Source organism: Serratia ureilytica (assembly GCF_013375155.1).
GTDB lineage: Bacteria > Pseudomonadota > Gammaproteobacteria > Enterobacterales > Enterobacteriaceae > Serratia > Serratia ureilytica.
On record NZ_JABXOF010000004.1, the window covers coordinates 214,031 to 232,366 of the forward strand.

General features: G+C 62.2%; 17 protein-coding genes. 7 read left to right on the forward strand and 10 right to left on the reverse strand.

Translation table 11 applies throughout. The annotated features are described in order from the left end of the window. Positions 1 to 83: 83 nt before the first annotated feature. The 6 genes from HWW83_RS09830 to HWW83_RS09855 all read right to left on the reverse strand — a co-directional run bounded on the left by HWW83_RS09830 (position 84) and on the right by HWW83_RS09855 (position 4,202). Positions 84 to 1,052, reverse strand: a complete 969-nt coding sequence (locus tag HWW83_RS09830; protein ID WP_269474668.1) for a TerC family protein — start codon at positions 1,050 to 1,052, stop codon at positions 84 to 86. 252 nt (positions 1,053 to 1,304) lie between these two features. Next, positions 1,305 to 2,036 carry a glutamine amidotransferase gene (locus tag HWW83_RS09835; RefSeq protein WP_033644531.1) on the reverse strand — a complete coding sequence of 244 codons (732 nt, stop codon included), beginning with the start codon at positions 2,034 to 2,036 and terminating at the stop codon, positions 1,305 to 1,307. Between the two features lies 1 nt (position 2,037). Continuing rightward, the gene (locus HWW83_RS09840) at positions 2,038 to 3,018 is read right to left on the reverse strand and encodes a Gfo/Idh/MocA family protein (protein WP_122004383.1); all 981 of its coding nucleotides are present in this window, start codon (positions 3,016 to 3,018) and stop codon (positions 2,038 to 2,040) included. A 50-nt stretch (positions 3,019 to 3,068) separates the two neighbouring features. Beyond that, positions 3,069 to 3,581: a M48 metallopeptidase family protein gene (locus tag HWW83_RS09845; RefSeq protein ID WP_176589244.1), complete on the reverse strand. Its 513-nt coding sequence runs from the start codon at positions 3,579 to 3,581 to the stop codon at positions 3,069 to 3,071. Further along, positions 3,574 to 3,897, reverse strand: a complete 324-nt coding sequence (locus HWW83_RS09850; RefSeq protein ID WP_015379150.1) for a HigA family addiction module antitoxin — start codon at positions 3,895 to 3,897, stop codon at positions 3,574 to 3,576. The genes HWW83_RS09845 and HWW83_RS09850 overlap by 8 nt, the downstream gene beginning before the upstream one ends. A gap of 14 nt (positions 3,898 to 3,911) precedes the next feature. Continuing rightward, complete coding sequence (locus HWW83_RS09855) at positions 3,912 to 4,202, reverse strand: type II toxin-antitoxin system RelE/ParE family toxin (RefSeq protein ID WP_042785415.1); 291 nt, start codon at positions 4,200 to 4,202, stop codon at positions 3,912 to 3,914. 230 nt (positions 4,203 to 4,432) lie between these two features. Between HWW83_RS09855 and rlmG the strand changes: the two genes are divergently transcribed. Then, on the forward strand, positions 4,433 to 5,572 hold the full coding sequence (gene rlmG, locus HWW83_RS09860; RefSeq protein WP_060434619.1) for a 23S rRNA (guanine(1835)-N(2))-methyltransferase RlmG: 1,140 nt from the start codon (positions 4,433 to 4,435) through the stop codon (positions 5,570 to 5,572). A gap of 32 nt (positions 5,573 to 5,604) precedes the next feature. Here the strand turns inward: rlmG and HWW83_RS09865 are convergent, their stop codons facing one another. After that, a complete protein-coding gene (locus HWW83_RS09865) occupies positions 5,605 to 7,626 on the reverse strand; it encodes an oxidoreductase (RefSeq protein ID WP_176589245.1) in 2,022 nt (673 codons plus the stop codon). A 424-nt stretch (positions 7,627 to 8,050) separates the two neighbouring features. On the opposite strand from HWW83_RS09865, the gene HWW83_RS09870 reads away from it, so the two are divergent. After that, a complete protein-coding gene (locus tag HWW83_RS09870) occupies positions 8,051 to 9,670 on the forward strand; it encodes an ABC-F family ATP-binding cassette domain-containing protein (RefSeq protein WP_176589246.1) in 1,620 nt (539 codons plus the stop codon). Positions 9,671 to 9,692: 22 nt separating this feature from the next. On the opposite strand, the gene pdxR is transcribed toward HWW83_RS09870, so the two are convergent. Beyond that, on the reverse strand, positions 9,693 to 11,165 hold the full coding sequence (gene pdxR / locus HWW83_RS09875) for a MocR-like pyridoxine biosynthesis transcription factor PdxR (protein ID WP_176589247.1): 1,473 nt from the start codon (positions 11,163 to 11,165) through the stop codon (positions 9,693 to 9,695). Between the two features lie 121 nt (positions 11,166 to 11,286). On the opposite strand from pdxR, the gene HWW83_RS09880 reads away from it, so the two are divergent. Genes HWW83_RS09880 through HWW83_RS09890 form a run of 3 tightly spaced genes read left to right on the forward strand, consistent with a single transcriptional unit; the run spans position 11,287 to position 15,319 of the window. Then, positions 11,287 to 12,552: a 4-aminobutyrate--2-oxoglutarate transaminase gene (locus HWW83_RS09880; RefSeq protein ID WP_060434610.1), complete on the forward strand. Its 1,266-nt coding sequence runs from the start codon at positions 11,287 to 11,289 to the stop codon at positions 12,550 to 12,552. A 12-nt stretch (positions 12,553 to 12,564) separates the two neighbouring features. Continuing rightward, the gene (locus HWW83_RS09885; protein WP_089195204.1) at positions 12,565 to 14,019 is read left to right on the forward strand and encodes an NAD-dependent succinate-semialdehyde dehydrogenase; all 1,455 of its coding nucleotides are present in this window, start codon (positions 12,565 to 12,567) and stop codon (positions 14,017 to 14,019) included. 58 nt (positions 14,020 to 14,077) lie between these two features. Next, positions 14,078 to 15,319, forward strand: a complete 1,242-nt coding sequence (locus tag HWW83_RS09890; protein ID WP_103101387.1) for an aromatic amino acid transport family protein — start codon at positions 14,078 to 14,080, stop codon at positions 15,317 to 15,319. A 73-nt stretch (positions 15,320 to 15,392) separates the two neighbouring features. On the opposite strand, the gene yfcF is transcribed toward HWW83_RS09890, so the two are convergent. Then, positions 15,393 to 16,028: a glutathione transferase gene (gene yfcF, locus HWW83_RS09895; RefSeq protein WP_096242609.1), complete on the reverse strand. Its 636-nt coding sequence runs from the start codon at positions 16,026 to 16,028 to the stop codon at positions 15,393 to 15,395. Positions 16,029 to 16,190: 162 nt separating this feature from the next. Between yfcF and HWW83_RS09900 the strand changes: the two genes are divergently transcribed. After that, complete coding sequence (locus HWW83_RS09900) at positions 16,191 to 16,907, forward strand: HPP family protein (protein ID WP_176589248.1); 717 nt, start codon at positions 16,191 to 16,193, stop codon at positions 16,905 to 16,907. Here the strand turns inward: HWW83_RS09900 and aac(6') are convergent, their stop codons facing one another. Next, the gene (gene aac(6') / locus HWW83_RS09905; RefSeq protein WP_176589249.1) at positions 16,908 to 17,348 is read right to left on the reverse strand and encodes an aminoglycoside 6'-N-acetyltransferase; all 441 of its coding nucleotides are present in this window, start codon (positions 17,346 to 17,348) and stop codon (positions 16,908 to 16,910) included. It lies immediately after the preceding gene. Positions 17,349 to 17,523: 175 nt separating this feature from the next. Here aac(6') and HWW83_RS09910 point away from each other — a divergent pair, with 175 nt between their 5' ends. Next, entirely contained in the window at positions 17,524 to 18,159 is a 636-nt protein-coding gene (locus HWW83_RS09910) for an Ssp6 family T6SS pore-forming effector (protein ID WP_060660224.1), read from the forward strand. Positions 18,160 to 18,336 lie beyond the last annotated feature (177 nt).

Below are 18,336 nucleotides of genomic sequence, written 5' to 3' on the forward strand. Positions count from 1 at the left end.
GTGTGATCGTAATAACGTTTGGCGTTTTGGGGGAATTGCCAAACAATCGCGGGGCGACTAGCGCCCCGGATAACAGATTATGGTTATTTCTTCGCCAGGCGATCGTTGCGGCGATTGACCCAGGCGTTGATCAGCAAGGTGAGCGTCAGGATGCCCGCCACCACGCCGAGCGAGATACCGATCGGGATGTGGAAGAAGTCGATTATCAGCATCTTGATACCGATAAACACCAGGATCACCGACAGGCCGTATTTCAGCATCGAGAAACGTTCCGCCACGTTGGCCAGCAGGAAGTACATGGCGCGCAGGCCCATGATGGCGAACAGGTTAGAGGTCAGCACGATGAACGGGTCGGTGGTCACGGCGAAGATCGCCGGGATGCTGTCCACCGCGAAAATCACGTCGCTCAGTTCCACCAGGATCAGCACCAGCACCAGCGGGGTGGCGAACAGGATGCCGTTGCGGCGCACGAAGAAACGCTCGCCTTCCAGGCTGTCGGTCATGCGCAGGCGGCTGCGCAGCCATTTCACCAGCGGCTTGTCGCCGATTGCCGAGTCGTCTTCCTTCGCCAACGCCATCTTGATACCGGTGAACAGCAGGAAAGCGCCGAACAGGTACAGCAGCCACTGGAACTGGCTGACCAGCCAACTGCCGGCGAAGATCATGATGGTACGCAGCACGATCGCCCCCAACACGCCGTAGATCAGCACCCGCCGCTGCAGGTTGGCCGGCACGGCGAAGTAGCTGAACAGCATCAGCCAGACGAACACGTTATCCACCGCCAGCGCTTTTTCGATCAGGTAGCCGGTCAGGAAGGCCAGCGCCTGGGTATCGGCGACGGCGCGCCCGGCGGTTTCATTCAGGTAGTACCAGAAACCGAAATTAAACAGCAGAGAGAGGCTGACCCACACCAGCGACCAACTGGCGGCCTGCTTCATAGTCATGGAGTGCGCGCCTTTACGGCCCTGCAACAGGAGATCGATTGCGAGCATCACGACTATGACGGCGGCGAAGCTGCCCCACAACCACGGTGTGCCAACGGAATTCATCATCAGAGGTATCCTTCAAAAACAAAAACGGCCAACGTCGGAAGACGCCAGCCGCTCTGTGAACGCTGCAAGCAAACCTCGCCTTCCGGCAAGGTCTCACTTACAACGTTGATGAAGGTGGTTACACCTTTGACATCAGGTTGCCCGGTAACCGGATGCTTGCGCATCGTAATGACGATTAACCGGCAATGAAGTTACTCCCCTTTGCAGAGCAGAAAGTAATGCAAAATGTGTCGGCGGTCAACGTGAATCGCGTTAGCCGGCCAACGCTTTTTGCGCGCCCAGGCTGACGACGAATCCCTGCAGCAGCAGGCGGCTGAACGGCGTGTCGCTAACCTGTTGTTGTTGTTGCTGATAGCGGGCCTGCTGCTCGGGATGCAGCTCGCCGAGCCACTGCAGATACTGGCTCATCACCGCGCCGTTGAATTCCGGGTGGAACTGGGTGGTCAGGGCATGATCGCCATAGCGCAGGATCTGGTGCGCGTCCTGCTGCGAACGCGCCAGCGTCTGCGCGCCGGCGGGCGGCGTCAGCACGCTCTGCGAGTGGATCAGGTTGGCTTTGAAGCGCGGCGGCAGCAGGGTGAGCCGCCGGTCTTCGGCCGCGGCGGGCAGCAGTTCGATCTCCAGCGTGCCCACCTCCATGCCCTGCGGGTGGTAACCCACTTCGCCACCGAGCGCGTAGGCCAACAGCTGGTGGCCGTAGCAGACGCCGAATAGCGGCAGTTTGATCGCCATCGCCTGGCGCAGCCACTCGGCCGCCGCCTCGCTCCACGGCAGCTGTTCGGTCACCATCGCCGGCGAGCCGGTGATGACCACGCCGCAATAGGCGGCCGGCGGCAACGGCCGCTCGCCGGCGGGCAAGTGTACGATGTGCGCGCGTTCGGCGTCGATATTGCCCTGTTGCAGGAACATGCCATCAAAGTTGGCCAATTCCTGACGAATGGCCTGCGGCGCGTCGCCGGTTTGCATCACGAGCAGCGGTTTCATCTCATTCTCCGTCGGCGGGGAAGACGACGCCGGTCTGGCGGCGGATATCGGTCAGCAGGCGGGCGACGATCAGCGAATTCTCCAGCCCCGGATGTTCCACCCGGTGATTTTCCACCAGCTCGGCGAAGGCCAGCGCTTCATACAGCATGGTGTTGATGTGCTGCGGCTGGCTCAGATCCTGGCGGTTGCCGCCGCGCGGCGTCAGCGCCACGCCCTGACACTCGGAAATCTTGTCGATAATCAGCGTGCCTTCCTCTCCCTGGATCTCGCTGGGGATCGTCGAGTCGCTGACCTTGGAATGGGAAAGCGTGACGTCGAAATCGCCGTAGTTCAGGCAGACGGTGCCGTGGGCGTCCACGCCGGTCTCCAGCAGTGTGGCGCTGGCGAGCACCGACTGCGGCGCGCCGAACAGCGCCACCGCGCTGGCCAGGCAGTAGTAGCCGATATCCATGATCGAGCCGTTGGAGAACTGCGGGTTAAACGTGTTGGGGTTCTCGCCGGCCAGGTAGCGCGGGTAGCGCGAAGAGTATTGGCAATAGTTGATGCAGGCTTTGCGCAGCCGGCCGACTTTCGGCAATGCCTGCCGCAGCGCCAGAAAATTCGGCAGATAGGCGCTTTTGAACGCTTCGAACAGCACCACCTGATTTTCCCGCGCGCAGGCCGCCAGCTGTTCCGCTTCGTGCTGGTTGGAGGCCAGCGGTTTTTCGCAGATCACGTGCTTTTTATGGCGCAGGAACAGCAGCGATTGCGGGCAGTGCAGGGAATTGGGGCTGGCGATATACACCGCGTCTATGGCGTCGGACTGGGCCATCGCCTCGAGAGAGTCGAAAAACTGCGTGACCTGATAGTTGGCACCAAACGCCTGCGCCTGTTCCAGCGAGCGTGAATACACGGCGCTCAGCTTGAGTTTGCCGCTTTCATGGGCGGCATCAATAAAACGTTCCGTAATCCAGTTGGTGCCGACGACGGCAAAGCGAATCATGGCGAGCTCCGGTCCAGGCTTAAAACCGCAGATTATCACGCCCTCACTCGCTATGCATACAGCTCGCCGAACAGCGAAAGGTGCGTCAGATACAGCCGGGTATCAAACTCCAATTGGTGGTAATTCGGCTCCATATGGCAGCACAGACTGTAGAACGCTTTGTTGTGATCTTTCTCTTTCAGGTGTGCCAGCTCATGCACCACGATCATGCGCAGGAAGGGCTCGGGCGCGACTTTGAACACCGTCGCCACGCGGATTTCTGCCTTGGCCTTCAGCTTGCCGCCCTGCACGCGTGAGATGGCGGTATGCAGGCCAAGCGCGTGCTTCATGACGTGGATCTTGCTGTCGTAGGCCACCTTGCTCAGCGGCTGGGCGTTGCGCAGATACTGGTTTTTCAGATCGACGGTAAACTGATACAGCGACTTATCGGTGGTGCAGTCGTGCACCTGCGGATAGCGCTGCAGCAGCACGTCTCCCAGCCGGTTATGGTGGATCAATTGCTGCACCTGACTTTGCAGATGCGCCGGGTAGCCTTGCAGGTAGGCGAGTTCGATGTCATGCATGAGTGATATTGCGTCCCAGTATTTCTTTGATTGGCCGCAGCCGCACACGCTGCGCATCGGCCTGTCTGGCTTCCCAGCGATCGTGTGCCGCCTGCAGGTTTAGCCAAAAGTCGGCGGTCGTTTCGAACAGATCGGCAAACAGATTGGCCTCGGCAACGCTCATGCGTCGATGCCCGTTGCACAGGCGATTGACGGTGGCGCGGGTGACGCCCAATACCTTTGCCAGTTCTTCTTGGCCGATGCCTAACGGCGTTAAATATTCTTCCTGCAGCACTTCTCCCACCGTGGTGGGTTCGCGAGTCGTGGTTTCCAACATAGGTTCCCCCTCGTTCAGGTATCTTGGTGAGGATCGAGGTAAATTTTTTCGGCGGCATCATGCCGCCACTGGAACATCAGCCGCCAGTGCATATTGACGCGCAGACTCGACCATCCCTGAAATGGCCCGGATAGCCGCTTGTAATAGTTACCCTTGGGGTGATGCAAATCACGCTCTTGCTGCGCGGCGGCTAACATATCGAGCTTTCTGGCCAACTGCCGCTCGAGCGCGCCGGGGATAAGACGGCTGCGCCTGCCTTCCAGATAGAACTGCTCCAGATAGCGATCGCGGAAAGATTTAATCATGCTTTCCCCCTTCCATAGGGACTGGCAGTGTAACATTTAAAGTTACACCCCGTCAGGTTAAAAAAACATCGGCATGGGTGCTCGGGAGGGAAAGGTTAATGTTGTTGAAGGAGAAAAGGGGCGCAGGTTTTCAGATACGCGGCGCAATACGCAATTTATCCGAAAAAACATTTTACTGACGGGCGTTTTTAGGGGATAAACAGCCCAAATTTTATCAGTCAGGAGGGGCAATGAGCCAACTCGATCTGGGAACACAGCAACTTGAGCTGGAGCGTTATCCCCAACAGGAAGAATCCACCCAGCTGCAGGCGTGGGAAGCGGCGGACGAATATCTGCTGCAACAGCTTGAAAACGTAGATATCGGCGGCCGCCCGGTGCTGATTTTCAACGATAACTTCGGCACCCTGGCCTGTGCGCTGCACGCGCATCGTCCTTACAGCGTCAGCGACTCGTACATGAGCCAGCTGGCGACGCGTCACAACCTCAAGCTCAACGGTCTGGATCCTGAGCAGGTCACGCTGTTGGACAGCCTGGCCGAGCTGCCGGCGGCGCCGGCGGTGGTGCTGATTCGCGTGCCGAAAGCGCTGGCGCTGCTGGAACAGCAGCTGCGCGCGCTGCGCCACGTCGTGACCGAAGACACGCTGATCGTTGCCGGCGCCAAAGCGCGCGACGTGCACACCTCGACGATGCAGCTGTTTGAAAAGGTGCTGGGCCCGACGCGCACCAGCCTGGCGTGGAAGAAGGCGCGCCTGATCTTCTGCCAGGCGGCGGACATCGTCCCGCCGGCGGCGGCGGAAACCACCAACTGGACGCTGGACGGCACCGATTGGCTGATCCACAACCACGCCAACGTCTTCTCGCGTGGCAGCCTGGATATCGGCGCGCGCCTGTTCTTGGATCATCTGCCGCGTGGCCTGAACGGCCATATCATCGATCTGGGCTGCGGCAACGGCGTGATTGGCCTGGCGGCGCTGGCGCAAAACCCGGAAGCGCAGATGACCTTCGTCGATGAATCTTACATGGCGGTGGCTTCCAGCGAGCTGAATGTGGAGCACAACCTGCCGCAAGAGCTGGATCGCTGTCAGTTTGAGGTGAACAACGCGCTGGCGGGCATCGAGCGCGAAAGCGTGCAGGCGGTGCTGTGTAACCCGCCGTTCCACCAGCAGCACGCCATTACCGATCATACCGCCTGGCAGATGTTCTGCGACGCCAAGCGCTGCCTGCAGGTGGGCGGCGAACTGCGCATCGTCGGCAACCGTCACCTTGACTACCATCAGAAGCTCAAGCGTCTGTTCGGCAACTGCACGCTGGTGGCCTCGAACAAGAAGTTCGTGATCCTGAAAGCGGTGAAATCCGGCGCGCGTCGCTGAGTGAATAAAAAGGGGCGCCGGGCGCCCCTTTTTTACAGCGCCATCGCCAGCCGCGTGCCCTGATCGATCGCGCGGCGGGCGTCCAGCTCGGCGGCCACGTCGGCGCCGCCGATCAGATGCACGGTTTTCCCCATCGCCAGCAGCGGCTGCTGCAGTTCGCGGCGCGGTTCCTGCCCGGCGCAAATGACCACCGTGTCCACCGGCAGGCAACTCTCTTGCTCGGCGCGGGTGATGTGCAGCCCTTCATCGTCGATCAGCCGATAGCTGACGCTATTGAGCATCTTCACGCCGCGCATCGCCAGGCTGGCGCGGTGGATCCAACCGGTGGTTTTCCCCAGGCCTTCGCCCACCTTGCTGGTTTTGCGCTGCAACAGGTAGATCTGCCGGGCGGCGCGCGGTGCCTGCGGGCCTTGCGCCGCCAGCCCGCCGCGTTGCTCAAGGCGGCCGTCGATGCCCCATTCGCGGTTAAATTCCGCCTGATCCAGGCTGCTGGAGACGCCGTGCTGGCTAAGGTACTCGGCGGTGTCGAAGCCGATACCGCCGGCGCCGATGATCGCCACCCGCTGGCCGACCGGTTTTTTATCGCGCAGCACATCCAGATAGCTCAGCACCTTGGCGTGCCCGATGCCGGGAATATCCGGGGTGCGCGGCACGATGCCGCAGGCGAGGATCACCTCATCGAATTCGCTTAAATCCGCCGCCTCGACTTTGGCGTCTAGTTTGACCGTCACTTCACGCAGCGCCAGCTGACGGCGGAAGTAACGCAGGGTTTCATGGAATTCTTCCTTGCCGGGGATCTGCTTGGCGATGTTGAACTGGCCGCCGATCTGCTCGGCGGCGTCGAACAGCGTTACCTGATGACCACGGCTGGCGGCGGTGGTGGCAAACGCCAGCCCGGCGGGGCCGGCGCCGACCACCGCCAGTTTTTTCGGCTTTTCCGCCATCGTCAGCGGCATTTCGGTTTCACGGCAGGCGCGCGGGTTGACCAGACAGGAAGTCAGCTTGCCTTCAAAGATCTGGTCGAGGCAGGCCTGGTTGCAACCGATGCAGGTATTGATCTCGTCGGCGCGCCCCTCGGCGGCTTTTTGCACAAAGGCGGCGTCGGCGAGGAACGGACGCGCCATCGACACCATGTCGGCGCAGCCGTCCGCCAGCACCTGCTCGGCCACCGCCGGATCGTTGATACGGTTGGTGGTGATCAGCGGGATGCTGACCTTGCCCATCAGCTTGCGGGTCACCCAGCTGAATCCGGCGCGCGGTACCATGGTGGCGATGGTCGGGATGCGCGCTTCGTGCCAGCCGATGCCGGTATTGATGATCGTGGCGCCTGCCTGTTCGACCGCCAGCGCCAACTGCTCGATCTCCTGCCAGCTGGAGCCGTCTTCCACCAGATCGAGCATCGACAGCCGGTAGATCAGAATGAATTCCGGGCCCACGGCCTGGCGTACTGCCCTGACGGTTTCGACGGCGAAGCGCATGCGGTTGGTGAAGCTGCCGCCCCATTGGTCGTCGCGCTGATTGGTGCGCGTCGTCAAGAATTGGTTGATCAGATAACCCTCGGATCCCATCACCTCAACGCCGTCATAGCCGGCCTGCTGCGCCAGCGCCGCGCAGCGGGCGAAGTCGGCGATAGTCTGCTCGATCTCCGCTGCGCTGAGCGCGCTCGGCGTAAACGGGTTGATCGGCGCCTGCAGCGCGGAAGGGGCCACCAGCTTGGGTTGATAGCTGTAGCGGCCGGTGTGCAGGATCTGCAGCGCAATTTTGCCGCCCGCCCGGTGGACGGCTTCAGTCACCGGGCGGTGGTGAGGCAATTGCTCCTCGCTGTTGAGGATCGAACCGCCGCGAAACACCACGCCCTGTTCGTTCGGGGCAATGCCGCCGGTAACGATCAGCGCCACGCCGGCGGCGGCGCGCTCGGCATAGAACGCGGCCAGGCGCTGCGGGCCGTCGGGCAGCTCTTCCAGGCCGGTATGCATCGATCCCATCAGCACCCGGTTTTTCAGGGTGGTGAAGCCGAGATCCAGCGGCGCCAGCAGGTGAGGGTAATTGCTCATTGCACTCTCCATCGTTCATCCCCCGCCTCTTTCAACCTGCAGCGTTGTTGCCTGCGTTCGCTCGCCCCAGTCACTTACTTGAGTAAGCTCCTGGGAACGCCCGAACTTGCCGCCTAGCTGCAGGTTGAAAGCGATTGGGGATGAGCATCTGTTATTATTATGTGAACACAAGTGGTCGGATGAGATAAATCTAGCCGTTGTCGCGCCGCTTGGGAATCTGCGTTGCGCCGAATGTGATAGATGTCATGAATCTCAGACTCTGTTTGCATAACGAACAAAAGATCGGTTAGCCTTTACGCGTTGTAAATTCCTTCTCTCTGCGGAGCCATTACCGAAAATGAACACCCACACCTGTTGATATCGTGTCCCACGCTGTGCGCTCTCGCGCCCTGTGGGGATGTTTTGATCTCATTCAGGAGTGCTTATGGCTTATTCAGCGCAGTCCCCTTATTTCGTTTTACATCAACTGACCTGCCAATTTGCTGACGGCGAAACGCTGTTCGGCCCGCTGGATCTCGCTTTCGACCGGCAGCGCTGCGGCCTGGTAGGGCGCAACGGCGTCGGCAAAACCCAGCTGCTGCGCCTGATCGCCGGGCGGGATCGGCCGGGCAACGGGCACGTCGAATCTCATGCCGCAGTAGCTTACGTTGCACAGCAACCGGAGATCGCCGCGGACACCACGCTGGCCCAGCTGTTGGGCTATGGCGAGGCGTTCGCCGCGCTGGCGCGTCTCGAGCAGGGACGGCCGCTGGCGGACGATATCGATCGTCTGGAAGGGCGATGGGATCTCCACGATCGCCTGCAAAACGCCTTCGCCGCCGCCGGGCTGCCGGCCTTCGATCCGTTGCGATCCGCCAGTTCGCTGAGCGGCGGCGAGCGGATGCGCGCGGCGCTGTGCGGCGCCTTGCTCGGCGAAGCGGATTTTCTGCTGCTGGACGAACCGACCAACCACCTCGACAGCGTCGGGCGCGCCTGGCTGTATCAGCAGCTGGATCAGTGGCGGGGCGGGTTGCTGATCGCCAGCCATGACCGGCAGTTGCTGGCGCGCATGGAGCGCATCGTCGAATTGACGCCCGGCGCGCTGCGCAGCTACGGCGGCAACTATGATGACTACCGGCGCCAGCGCGATACGGAGCAGCAGGCGGCGCGCGCCGATCTGGAGCATGCGCGCGAGGAGCGCCGCCGCACCCGCGCCCGCCAACAGAAAGAGCACGACATGAGCCAGCGGCGCTCGGCGCAAACGCTGCGCGTCGTCGATACGCTGAATATCGCCTCTTTCGAGCGGGTGGCCTACAAGTCGGCGGCGAAAGAGAGCCTCGGCACGCTGCGCAAACAGCATCAGGATCGGCGCGACAGCCTCGATGCGGCGGTGCGCGAAGCCTACCAGCGGGTGGAAGAGGAACAGCCGGTGTTGCTGGCGCTGCCGGGCAGCGAAGTGAACGCGAACAAGCAGGTGCTGGTGCTCGAGCGGCTGCAGCTGCCGTTCGTCAGTGCGCCGCCGCTCGATCTGCGTATCGACGGCCCGATGCGCGTGGCGTTGACCGGCCCCAACGGCTGCGGCAAATCCACTTTGCTGAAGACTATTCTCGGCCGGCTGGCGGCGCTTTCCGGCCATTGTCATTGTCCGCTGTCGACCGCCTACCTCGATCAAACCCTGTCGCAGCTCGACCCGGGCCTGTCGGTGATGGAGCATCTGGGGCTACAGGATTCGCCGTTGGCGGAAGGCGCGTTGCGCACCCGGCTGGCGCAGTTGCAGCTTGGCGCGGATCGCATCGCGTTGCCGCTGGGCTCGCTGAGCGGCGGTGAACGGCTGAAGGCAGCGTTGGCCTGCGCGCTGTGGCGGCGACAACCGGCGCAGCTGCTGTTGCTCGACGAGCCGACCAACCACCTGGATCTGGCGTCGTCGTTGGCGATTGAAACCGCGCTGGCGGATTTCCCCGGCGCGATGATGGTGGTGTCGCACGACGAAGACTTCCTGCAGGCGCTGCGGCCGACGCACCGCCTGCACCGACAGGCGGACGGCTGGTGGCTTCAGGCCTGGTGAGGCAGGTGGGCGGCGCTCTGACTTAGTGCGGGGCGTTGATGCACGCCAGCAGTTGGGTAAAGGCGGCGGCCATCTGCTCTTCCGGCACGCAGGCAAAACCCATCAGCAGGCCGCGCCGCCGATTGGGCAGCATGTAGTAGCGCGACAGCGGCCGCACCAGCACCCCTTGCGCGCCGGCGGCGGCGGCGATCGCCACGTCGTCGGCCTCGTCCGGCAGGTTGAGGATCAGGTGCAATCCGGCGTTGCTGTTGAACTCGCTGAGCGCCTGTTTGCCGAGGTGCCGTTCGATCAAGCCGGTCAGGAAGGCGCGCCGCCGGGCGTACAGCAGCCGCATGCGGCGGATATGCGCGGTGTAGTGCCCCGCCTGGATGAACTCCGCCAGCGCGCTCTGGATCAGCAGGTGCCCGCCGCGGTACAGCTCGGCGTGGGCGGTTTTCAGCGCCTGCACCAGTGGCGGCGGCAACACCACATAGCCGAGGCGCAGCGCCGGGTAGAGTGTTTTGCTGAAGGTGCCGATGTAAATCACCGGCGCGTCGGCTTCCAGCCCTTGCAGCGCCGGGATCGGTTGGCCGGAAAAGCGGAATTCGCTGTCGTAGTCGTCCTCGACGATCCAAGCGCCGGCGTTGCGCGCCAGCGCCAGCAGCCGTTGGCGGCGCGCCAGGCTCATCACCGAGCCGAGCGGATACTGGTGCGACGGGGTGACGAAGATCAGCCGCGGCGGGTTGGTCGGCTGCTCCGGCGGCACCAGCCCGGCTTCGTCCACCGCCAGCGGGCAGATGTTCAGCGCATTGATGCGCAGGATATTGCGGATCCCCCAATAGCCCGGCTCTTCGATCCAGGCGTAATCCCCCGGATTGCACAACATGCGCGTCACCAGATCGATCGCCTGATGGATGCCCTCGGTGATCAGGATCTGTTCCGGCGAACAGCGCACCGAGCGCGCCACCCGTAAATACTCCACCAACGCATGCTGCAGCTCCGGGCTGCCGCCCTGATTGCTGTAGGTCAGCCGCTGCGGCGTCGGGCGGCGGCTGAGGCGCGCCTGGATCTTGCTGAACAGCTGATGGGGAAAGGCGTTGACGTCAGGCACGCCGGGAATGAACGCCCCCCACTGTTTGGGGCTGGCGCTGGCGTGGTGCAGCAGCGTGGCGCCGCGCTCCGACAGTTCGACGCGCCGCGGTTGCCCGCTGCCGTCCGCCGGGGCGCCGCCGGTGGAGAGGCAGCTGTCCGGCACCGTGTCGGCGACGAAGGTGCCGCTGCCGGCGCGCGCCGACACGTAGCCTTCCGCCAGCAGTTGTTCATAAACGGTTAACACGGTGTTGCGGGACAGGCTGAGTTCCTGCGCCAGATCGCGTGAGGCGGGCAGGCGGCTGGAGGGCGGCAGGCTGCCGTCGAGAATGCTGGTGCGGATCGCGTTGTAAAGCCGCTTGTGCAGCTTGTCATCGGGCTGTTCGCCGAGGCGCTGCAGCAACAGATCACCACTCAATGAGCGCAATTGGATCCCTCAATTATTCGTAACTGGCACTCGATTATAGGGCCACATCCTGTGTAAATAAACGGCATTGTTTCACGAATGTGAACGAAACGTGTAACTGGCACCGACCGGAGAGAACAGCATGAAAAACGCAGAATTGAACCAACGCCGTCAGGACGCCACCCCGCGCGGAGTGGGCGTGATGTGTGGTTTTTACGCCGAGCGCGCAGAGAACGCCACGCTGTGGGATGTGGAAGGCAAAGAAGTGATCGACTTTGCTTCGGGGATCGCCGTGCTGAACACCGGGCACCGTCACCCGAAGGTGATCGCCGCAATTGAAAAGCAGCTGCAGGCCTTCACCCACACCGCCTATCAGATCGTTCCTTACGAAAGCTATGTTTCTTTGGCGGAGCGCATCAACCAGCGCGCGCCGATCGCCGGCCCGTGTAAAACCGCTTTCTTCACCACCGGCGCGGAAGCGGTGGAAAACGCGGTGAAGATCGCCCGCGCTTACACCGGCCGTCCGGGCTTGATCACCTTCGGCGGCGGCTTCCACGGCCGCACCTATATGACCATGGCGCTGACCGGCAAAGTGGCGCCTTACAAACTGGGTTTCGGGCCGTTCCCCGGCTCGGTGTTCCATGGGCAGTATCCGAATGCGCTGTACGGCGTGACCACCGAAGACGCGATGAACAGCCTGGATCGCCTGTTTAAAGCGGATATCGATCCCAAGCAGGTGGCGGCCATTGTGCTGGAGCCGGTGCAGGGCGAAGGCGGCTTCAACGTAGCGCCGGCCGAATTCATGCAGGCGCTGCGCGCGCTGTGCGACCAGCATGGCATTCTGCTGATCGCCGACGAAGTGCAGACCGGCTTCGCCCGTACCGGCAAGCTGTTCGCCATGGAGCACTACAGCGTTAAACCGGATCTGATCACCATGGCGAAAAGCCTGGCGGGCGGCATGCCGCTGTCGGCGGTGGCGGGCCGCGCCGAGGTGATGGACGCGCCGGCGCCGGGCGGGCTGGGCGGCACCTATGCCGGTAACCCGCTGGCGGTGGCCGCCGCGCACGCGGTGCTGGACGTGATCGACGAAGAGCAGCTGTGCCAGCGCGCTCAGCGCTTGGGTCAGCACCTGGTGGAAGTGCTCCAGCAGGCGCGCAAAACCAGCCCGGCGATCGCCGATGTGCGCGCGCAGGGATCGATGGTGGCGGTGGAGTTCAACGATCCGGTTACCGGCAAGCCTTCGGCGGAGATCACCCGTCAGGTGCAGCAGAAGGCGATGGAGGAAGGGCTGCTGCTGTTGAGCTGCGGCGTGAACGGCAACGTGATCCGCTTCCTCTACCCGCTGACCATCCCGGACGATCAGTTCACCAAGGCGATGGGCATTCTGTCCCGCGCGCTGGCCCACTAAGGAGCGATCGGCATGAAATTGAATAATCCCGAGCTGTTGCGCAGCCAGTGTCTGATCAACGGCGAGTGGTGCGATGCCCTGAGCGGCAAACGTGAAGCAGTGATCAACCCGGCCACCGGCGTCGAACTGGCCAGCATTCCGCTGGTCAGCGAAGAGGAAACCCAGCAGGCGATCGCGGCGGCGCAGCGGGCGCAAAACGACTGGAAACAGCTGACCGCCAAGCAGCGTTCCGCGCTGCTGTTGGCCTGGGCCGACAAAGTGTTGGCCGCGCAGGAAGATCTGGCGCAGCTGATGACCGCCGAGCAGGGCAAATCGCTGGCGGAAGCGCGCGGCGAAGTAGCCTACGCCGCGTCGTTCATCACCTGGTTCGCCGAAGAGGCCAAGCGGGTGGACGGCGCGGTATTGCAGGCGCCGCAGGCTTCGCAGCGCCTGGTGGTGGTGAAGCAGCCGATCGGCGTGTGCGCGGCCATCACCCCATGGAATTTCCCGGCGGCGATGATCACCCGCAAGGTGGCGCCGGCGCTGGCGGCGGGCTGCGCCATCATCGTCAAACCGGCCGAGCAAACGCCGCTGACCGCGCTGGCGCTGGCGAAGCTGGCGCAGGACGCCGGCATTCCCGCCGGCGTGTTGCAGGTGGTGACCGGCGAAGCGGCGCAGGTGGGCAAGGTGCTGTGCGACAGCCCGGTGGTGCGCAAACTGAGCTTTACCGGCTCGACCGAGGTCGGCCGCATCCTGATGGCGCAGTGCGCGCCGAGCATCAAGAAACTGTCGCTGGAGCTGGGCGGTAACGCGCCGGTCATCGTGTTTGACGACGCCAATCTGGACGCGGCGGTGGCGGGCATCATGGCCTCCAAATTCCGCAACAGCGGCCAGACCTGCGTGTGCGCCAACCGTATCTACGTGCAGGACGGCATCTACGAGCGGCTGGCGGAGAAACTGGTGGCGGCGGTCGAGCAGTTGAAAGTGGGAGACGGCAGCCACGAAGGCACCACCCAGGGGCCGTTGATCGACAGCGATGCGGTAGCGAAGGTGCAGAGCCATATCGACGACGCGCTGATCAAAGGGGCGCAGATCGCCACCGGCGGCCAGCCGCACGCGCTCGGCGGCACCTTCTTCCAGCCGACGGTGGTGACCGGCGTGACGCAGAAGATGCGCTTCGCCAAAGAAGAGACCTTCGGGCCGGTGGCGCCGCTGTTCCGCTTCCATGACGAGGCGGAAGCCATCGCCATGGCCAACGACACCGAATTCGGCCTGGCCGCCTACCTGTTCACGCAGAACGCCGCGCGCCAGTGGCGCGTGCCGGAAGCGCTGGAGTACGGCATGGTCGGCATCAACACCGGGCTGATTTCCAACGAAGTGGCGCCGTTCGGCGGCGTGAAACAGTCAGGGCTCGGGCGTGAAGGATCGCGCTACGGGATAGAAGAATATCTGGAGCTGAAATACCTGTGTATCGATGTGAGCCGTTGAGCGTCAGGACGTTAACCCATCCCGGCGGCCAGCGTCGCCGGGCGATAAAGGATGATGCATGTCTGATAATATCTCTGTTTCTCCGGCGCTTGCCGCCGGGGTGCGAGCACCTGCACCCGCCAAATCGTTAAGTTTCCTCGAAGGGGTGGCGATGATCGTCGGCACCAACATCGGCGCCGGGGTGCTCTCCATCGCCTACGCCTCCAGCAAGGCCGGCTTTCTGCCGCTGCTGTTCTGGCTGGTGCTGGTGGGAAGCCTGACCACCATCACCATGCTGTACGTTGCCGAATCCACGTTGCGCACCCGCGCGCATCTGCAGCTGAGCGGGCTGGCGAAGCGCTACGTCGGCGGCCTGGGCGCCTGGCTGATGTTCGCTTCGGTATGCGTCAACAGCGTTGGGGCGCTCACCGCCTACATGACCGGCAGCGGCAAGCTGCTGCAATCGCTGTTCGGCATCTCGCCGGCACTGGGCAGCCTGCTGTTCTTCGTGCCCGCCGCCGGCGTGCTGTACCTCGGTTTGAAAGCGATTGGCCGCGGCGAGAAGTTCATCAGCATCGGCATGGTGGTGATGTTGACCGCCCTGGTGGCGGCGACGCTGCTGAAAGACACCACCCAGATGCGCAACCTGTTGGACGGCGACTGGCGCTATATGGTGCCGGTGTTCAACGTGGTGGTGTTCTGCTTCTCGGCGCAGTACATCGTGCCGGAAATGGCGCGCGGCTTTGCCGACAAACCGGAGCAACTGCCGAAGGCGATCATTGTCGGCATGGTGGTGACGTTCATTTTGCTGGCGGCGGTGCCGATGTCGGTGATTGCGCTCAGCGGGCTGAATGACATCTCCGACGTGGCCACTATTTCCTGGGGCCAGGCGCTGGGGCAGTGGGCGTTCTTCTCCGCCAACATCTTTGCGCTGTGCGCGATGCTGACCTCGTACTGGGGATTGGGCGGCAGCTTCCTGACCAATATTTTCGACAAGTTCCGGCTGGGCAACGACGAGCTGCCGCTGCGCCGCTTCGGCGTGCTGCTGCTGGTGGTGGTGCCGCCGTTCGCGCTGGCCTACAGCGGGCTGGTGTCGTTCGTCAACGCGCTCTATTTCGCCGGGGTGTTCAGCGGGGTGATCCTGTCGATCATGCCGATGCTGATCCTGCGCGGCGCGCGCAAACACGGCGACCAAACCCCACGCTGGCAGTGCAACTGGATCACGCATCCGCTGCTGCAGATCAGCATTGTGTTGCTGTACCTGGCCAGCGCGGTGTACGCCATCGCTTCATTGTTAGGCTATCTGCCCTCTGGATGGTGATTTGCCTTCCCTCAAGCAGTGATGTTGTTTCTCGGCATTGAGAACGGCGGCGTCGTGGCCGCCGATTTTTTTCTCACGCGCGCCGCTTTTCCGACAACGCCAGCCAGGCCTGCACCGACGGGCGCTGCCACTGCTTGTGCGCATAGTGGCGCACGCGCTCCGGCACCGGATCGCCGTGTATCACCAGCCGGTTGAGCATCAGCGCCAGATCGGTGTCGGCGATGCACCACTCCCTGAACAGATTGTCCTGCCCGTGGCTCAGCAGTTTTTCTACGGCGGCGATCAGCTTGCGCGCGGCCTCCTGCGCGGCTTCGGACAGCGGCGGGAACTTGCCGTTGTTGAACACCACCTCGGTCGAGCGCTCGGCGCGGATCGGCAGCAGATCGCTGCGCAGCCAGGCCTGGATCTCGCGCGCCTTGGCGCGCAGCTTCACGTCGCGCGGGTATACGGCGTGGGCCGGGTGGATGTCTTCCAGGTATTCGGCGATCGCCGAAGACTCCGAGAGCTGGAACTCGCCGATCGCCAGCGTCGGCACCCGGCGGGTGAGCGACAGCGCCGCGTAGGCCGCCTCTTTGTTCTCTTCTTTCGCCAGGTCCACCGGCTTCACGGTGAACGGAATGCCTTTTTCCGTCAGCACGACAAAGGCGGACATGGCGTACGGGCTGAAAAATTCACTGTCGGTGTAAAGCTCGGTGATCGGTTGAGACATCGGCGGTTCCTCGGGGTTAAGGGGGGAACATTCATCATTGTTGAGGGGAGGCTAAAAATCAATCTGTTAGCCTAAAAGTTCTTTTATGACGCGGCGGACGGCGGCGCTGGCGCGACGTGATATATTTGTTGCCAACACGTGAATTGAGCCGTATTGGGTAACATGAAGACGCAGTGGATAGAACGAGTGAAAGTGGGATGCGCGCGCCTGTGGCCGCACCCGCTGGCGGTGGGCAAACGAGAGATGCTGATTTCCAGCGTTGGCGCCGGTTTGGGGCTGATGCTCGCCGGCTGGATCAGCCACTTTATTTTGGGCGAGGTGAACCTGTGGTTTATCGCGCCGATGGGCGCTTCGGCGGTGCTGCTGTTCGGCGTGCCGAACAGCCCGCTGGCGCAGCCCTGGTCGATCGTCGGCGGCAATGCGCTGGCGGCGACGGTGGGCGTCAGCGCCGGTCTGCTGATCCCCGATCCGGGCCTGGCCTGCGGCGTTGCGGCGGCGGTGGCCATCGGCCTGATGTTCAAGCTGCGCTGCCTGCACCCACCCGGCGGCGCGGTGGCGCTGACCGCCATCCTCGGCGGCCCCGGCATTCATCAGATGGGCTACCACTTCGTGTTGTACCCGGTGCTGCTGAACTCGGTGCTGCTGGCGGCGCTGGCCATTCTGTTCAATAACCTGGCCGGGCGGCGCTACCCGCACGCGCTGGCGCCGGCGGAGCCCAAGCCGGCCAATCTGCCGATCGATGCCGTTTCCATCACCCGCGCCGATCTGCACGAGGCGCTGATGGAGGGGGATCTGTTCGATATCGATGAGGACGATCTGCAGGAGATCCTGCTGCGCGCCGAGCAGCTGGCGCATCAGCGGCAAAGCAAGATTGCCTGATCAGCCCAGCGTTTTGCGGTAAAACACCACCCGCTCCGTTTCGGCAAAGCCCAGCGCCGCATGCAGGCGCTGGGAGTCCAGATTGTCGATGTCGGTATCCGACGCCAGCTCGCTGCACCCCTGCTGCTTCGCCCACTCCTGCACCTGCGCGATCAAGCGCGCGGCCCAGCCCTGGCGGCGGGCGCGCTCGACGGTATAAATCCCTTCCAGAAACGCCACCGGCGACGATTCGCAGCCGTTGACGTAATCGTAGCGCAGCGCGACCTCGGCAAAGCCAACGAAAGCGCCGTCCAGCCCCCGCGCCATAAACGCGGTGTGGTGCGGCGAAGCCAATATCTCGCGCATTTCCGCGCGGTGATCTTCAGGCGAGCTGGAGGGCCACAGCGCGGTGCGCAGCGCCAGCCAGGCGTCGAGGTTGTCGTGGTCGCAGATGACGATCATGCAGGGGCCTTATGAGTCGGAATAAATCAGGAATGCCGAGAGGGAAGTGTGGCACGGCGGCGGGAAACAAAAAAGCCATTATGCCGAGGGGCGCCCTTCATTAGGATGAAAGGGGTGTTGATATTTTAAGCGAAGTTAGTATAGGGTACGGCCAGGGCGCTGATAAGGGATTGTTATGGATGCGAAAGCCGTAGCTCAAGGAATACTTGAGGGAATAGAGTCTTTACCAAGGGGCATTGCCTATAGTGCTCGTAGGACATGGCAGGGAGCAGGGCTCGGCGGTCGAGAGCTTAAGCGCCGCAATGAAATCGAAACGGAACGGTTCATCAAGGTCGTTCGTGCCGGCTATGGTATCGAAGCCCCGCTACGTGAGCTGATAGCGGTGATTATCCGTGACTGCTATCAGCGGATGGATCTGCAAACACAAACCGTGCTAAGCCAAAAATTAAACCATGTAGAGGGTTATCTTACAGGACGTATGGGGACGCAGTTCATTCTGGTTCAGCAAATCACACACCATATTTTGAAAAAGGTTATCGGCAGCACACTTTTCAAATGGGTATTCAAAGGTGTCACCATTGCTGGGCTAAACATCATTCTTTTACAAGGAATTATTGAACAGGCCGCCGTTTCTTCGCGTCGTTTGCGGGAACAATATCCCTCAACGTACCATAAGCTCACGCCACGAAATTTGGACATGATCTACTTTCTGGCGGAGGAGTATCTTGAACCCTTTGTTGCCTATACCAGCAAATCGAAAATGTTCTGTGAAGGTGTGAATCATGAGCTATCTAAAGTCTTGGGGCAGTAAGCTCGGTAAAGGATTGTCGCACCTTGTGGAAGCGATTTTGGGCGGGATATTTTCTGTCGCTGCGTTTGGCTCACTGTTCTGGTTCGACGAATGGTGGCAACGAATTCTGAGCGCGGCAATATTCCTGTTGCTGGTGTTTGTCACTATTGCTTTGTGTAGCCTTGTGAGAGGCGAGCG

Excerpts from the sequence above, each read along its gene's own strand:
- HWW83_RS09830 (WP_269474668.1), bottom strand. The coding sequence starts at position 1,052 with ATGATGAATTCCGTTGGCACACCGTGGTTGTGGGGCAGCTTCGCCGCC.
- HWW83_RS09835 (WP_033644531.1), bottom strand. The coding sequence starts at position 2,036 with ATGAAACCGCTGCTCGTGATGCAAACCGGCGACGCGCCGCAGGCCATT.
- HWW83_RS09840 (WP_122004383.1), bottom strand. The coding sequence starts at position 3,018 with ATGATTCGCTTTGCCGTCGTCGGCACCAACTGGATTACGGAACGTTTT.
- HWW83_RS09845 (WP_176589244.1), bottom strand. The coding sequence starts at position 3,581 with ATGCATGACATCGAACTCGCCTACCTGCAAGGCTACCCGGCGCATCTG.
- HWW83_RS09850 (WP_015379150.1), bottom strand. The coding sequence starts at position 3,897 with ATGTTGGAAACCACGACTCGCGAACCCACCACGGTGGGAGAAGTGCTG.
- HWW83_RS09855 (WP_042785415.1), bottom strand. The coding sequence starts at position 4,202 with ATGATTAAATCTTTCCGCGATCGCTATCTGGAGCAGTTCTATCTGGAA.
- rlmG (WP_060434619.1), top strand. The coding sequence starts at position 4,433 with ATGAGCCAACTCGATCTGGGAACACAGCAACTTGAGCTGGAGCGTTAT.
- HWW83_RS09865 (WP_176589245.1), bottom strand. The coding sequence starts at position 7,626 with ATGAGCAATTACCCTCACCTGCTGGCGCCGCTGGATCTCGGCTTCACC.
- HWW83_RS09870 (WP_176589246.1), top strand. The coding sequence starts at position 8,051 with ATGGCTTATTCAGCGCAGTCCCCTTATTTCGTTTTACATCAACTGACC.
- HWW83_RS09880 (WP_060434610.1), top strand. The coding sequence starts at position 11,287 with ATGAAAAACGCAGAATTGAACCAACGCCGTCAGGACGCCACCCCGCGC.
- HWW83_RS09885 (WP_089195204.1), top strand. The coding sequence starts at position 12,565 with ATGAAATTGAATAATCCCGAGCTGTTGCGCAGCCAGTGTCTGATCAAC.
- HWW83_RS09890 (WP_103101387.1), top strand. The coding sequence starts at position 14,078 with ATGTCTGATAATATCTCTGTTTCTCCGGCGCTTGCCGCCGGGGTGCGA.
- yfcF (WP_096242609.1), bottom strand. The coding sequence starts at position 16,028 with ATGTCTCAACCGATCACCGAGCTTTACACCGACAGTGAATTTTTCAGC.
- HWW83_RS09900 (WP_176589248.1), top strand. The coding sequence starts at position 16,191 with ATGAAGACGCAGTGGATAGAACGAGTGAAAGTGGGATGCGCGCGCCTG.
- HWW83_RS09910 (WP_060660224.1), top strand. The coding sequence starts at position 17,524 with ATGGATGCGAAAGCCGTAGCTCAAGGAATACTTGAGGGAATAGAGTCT.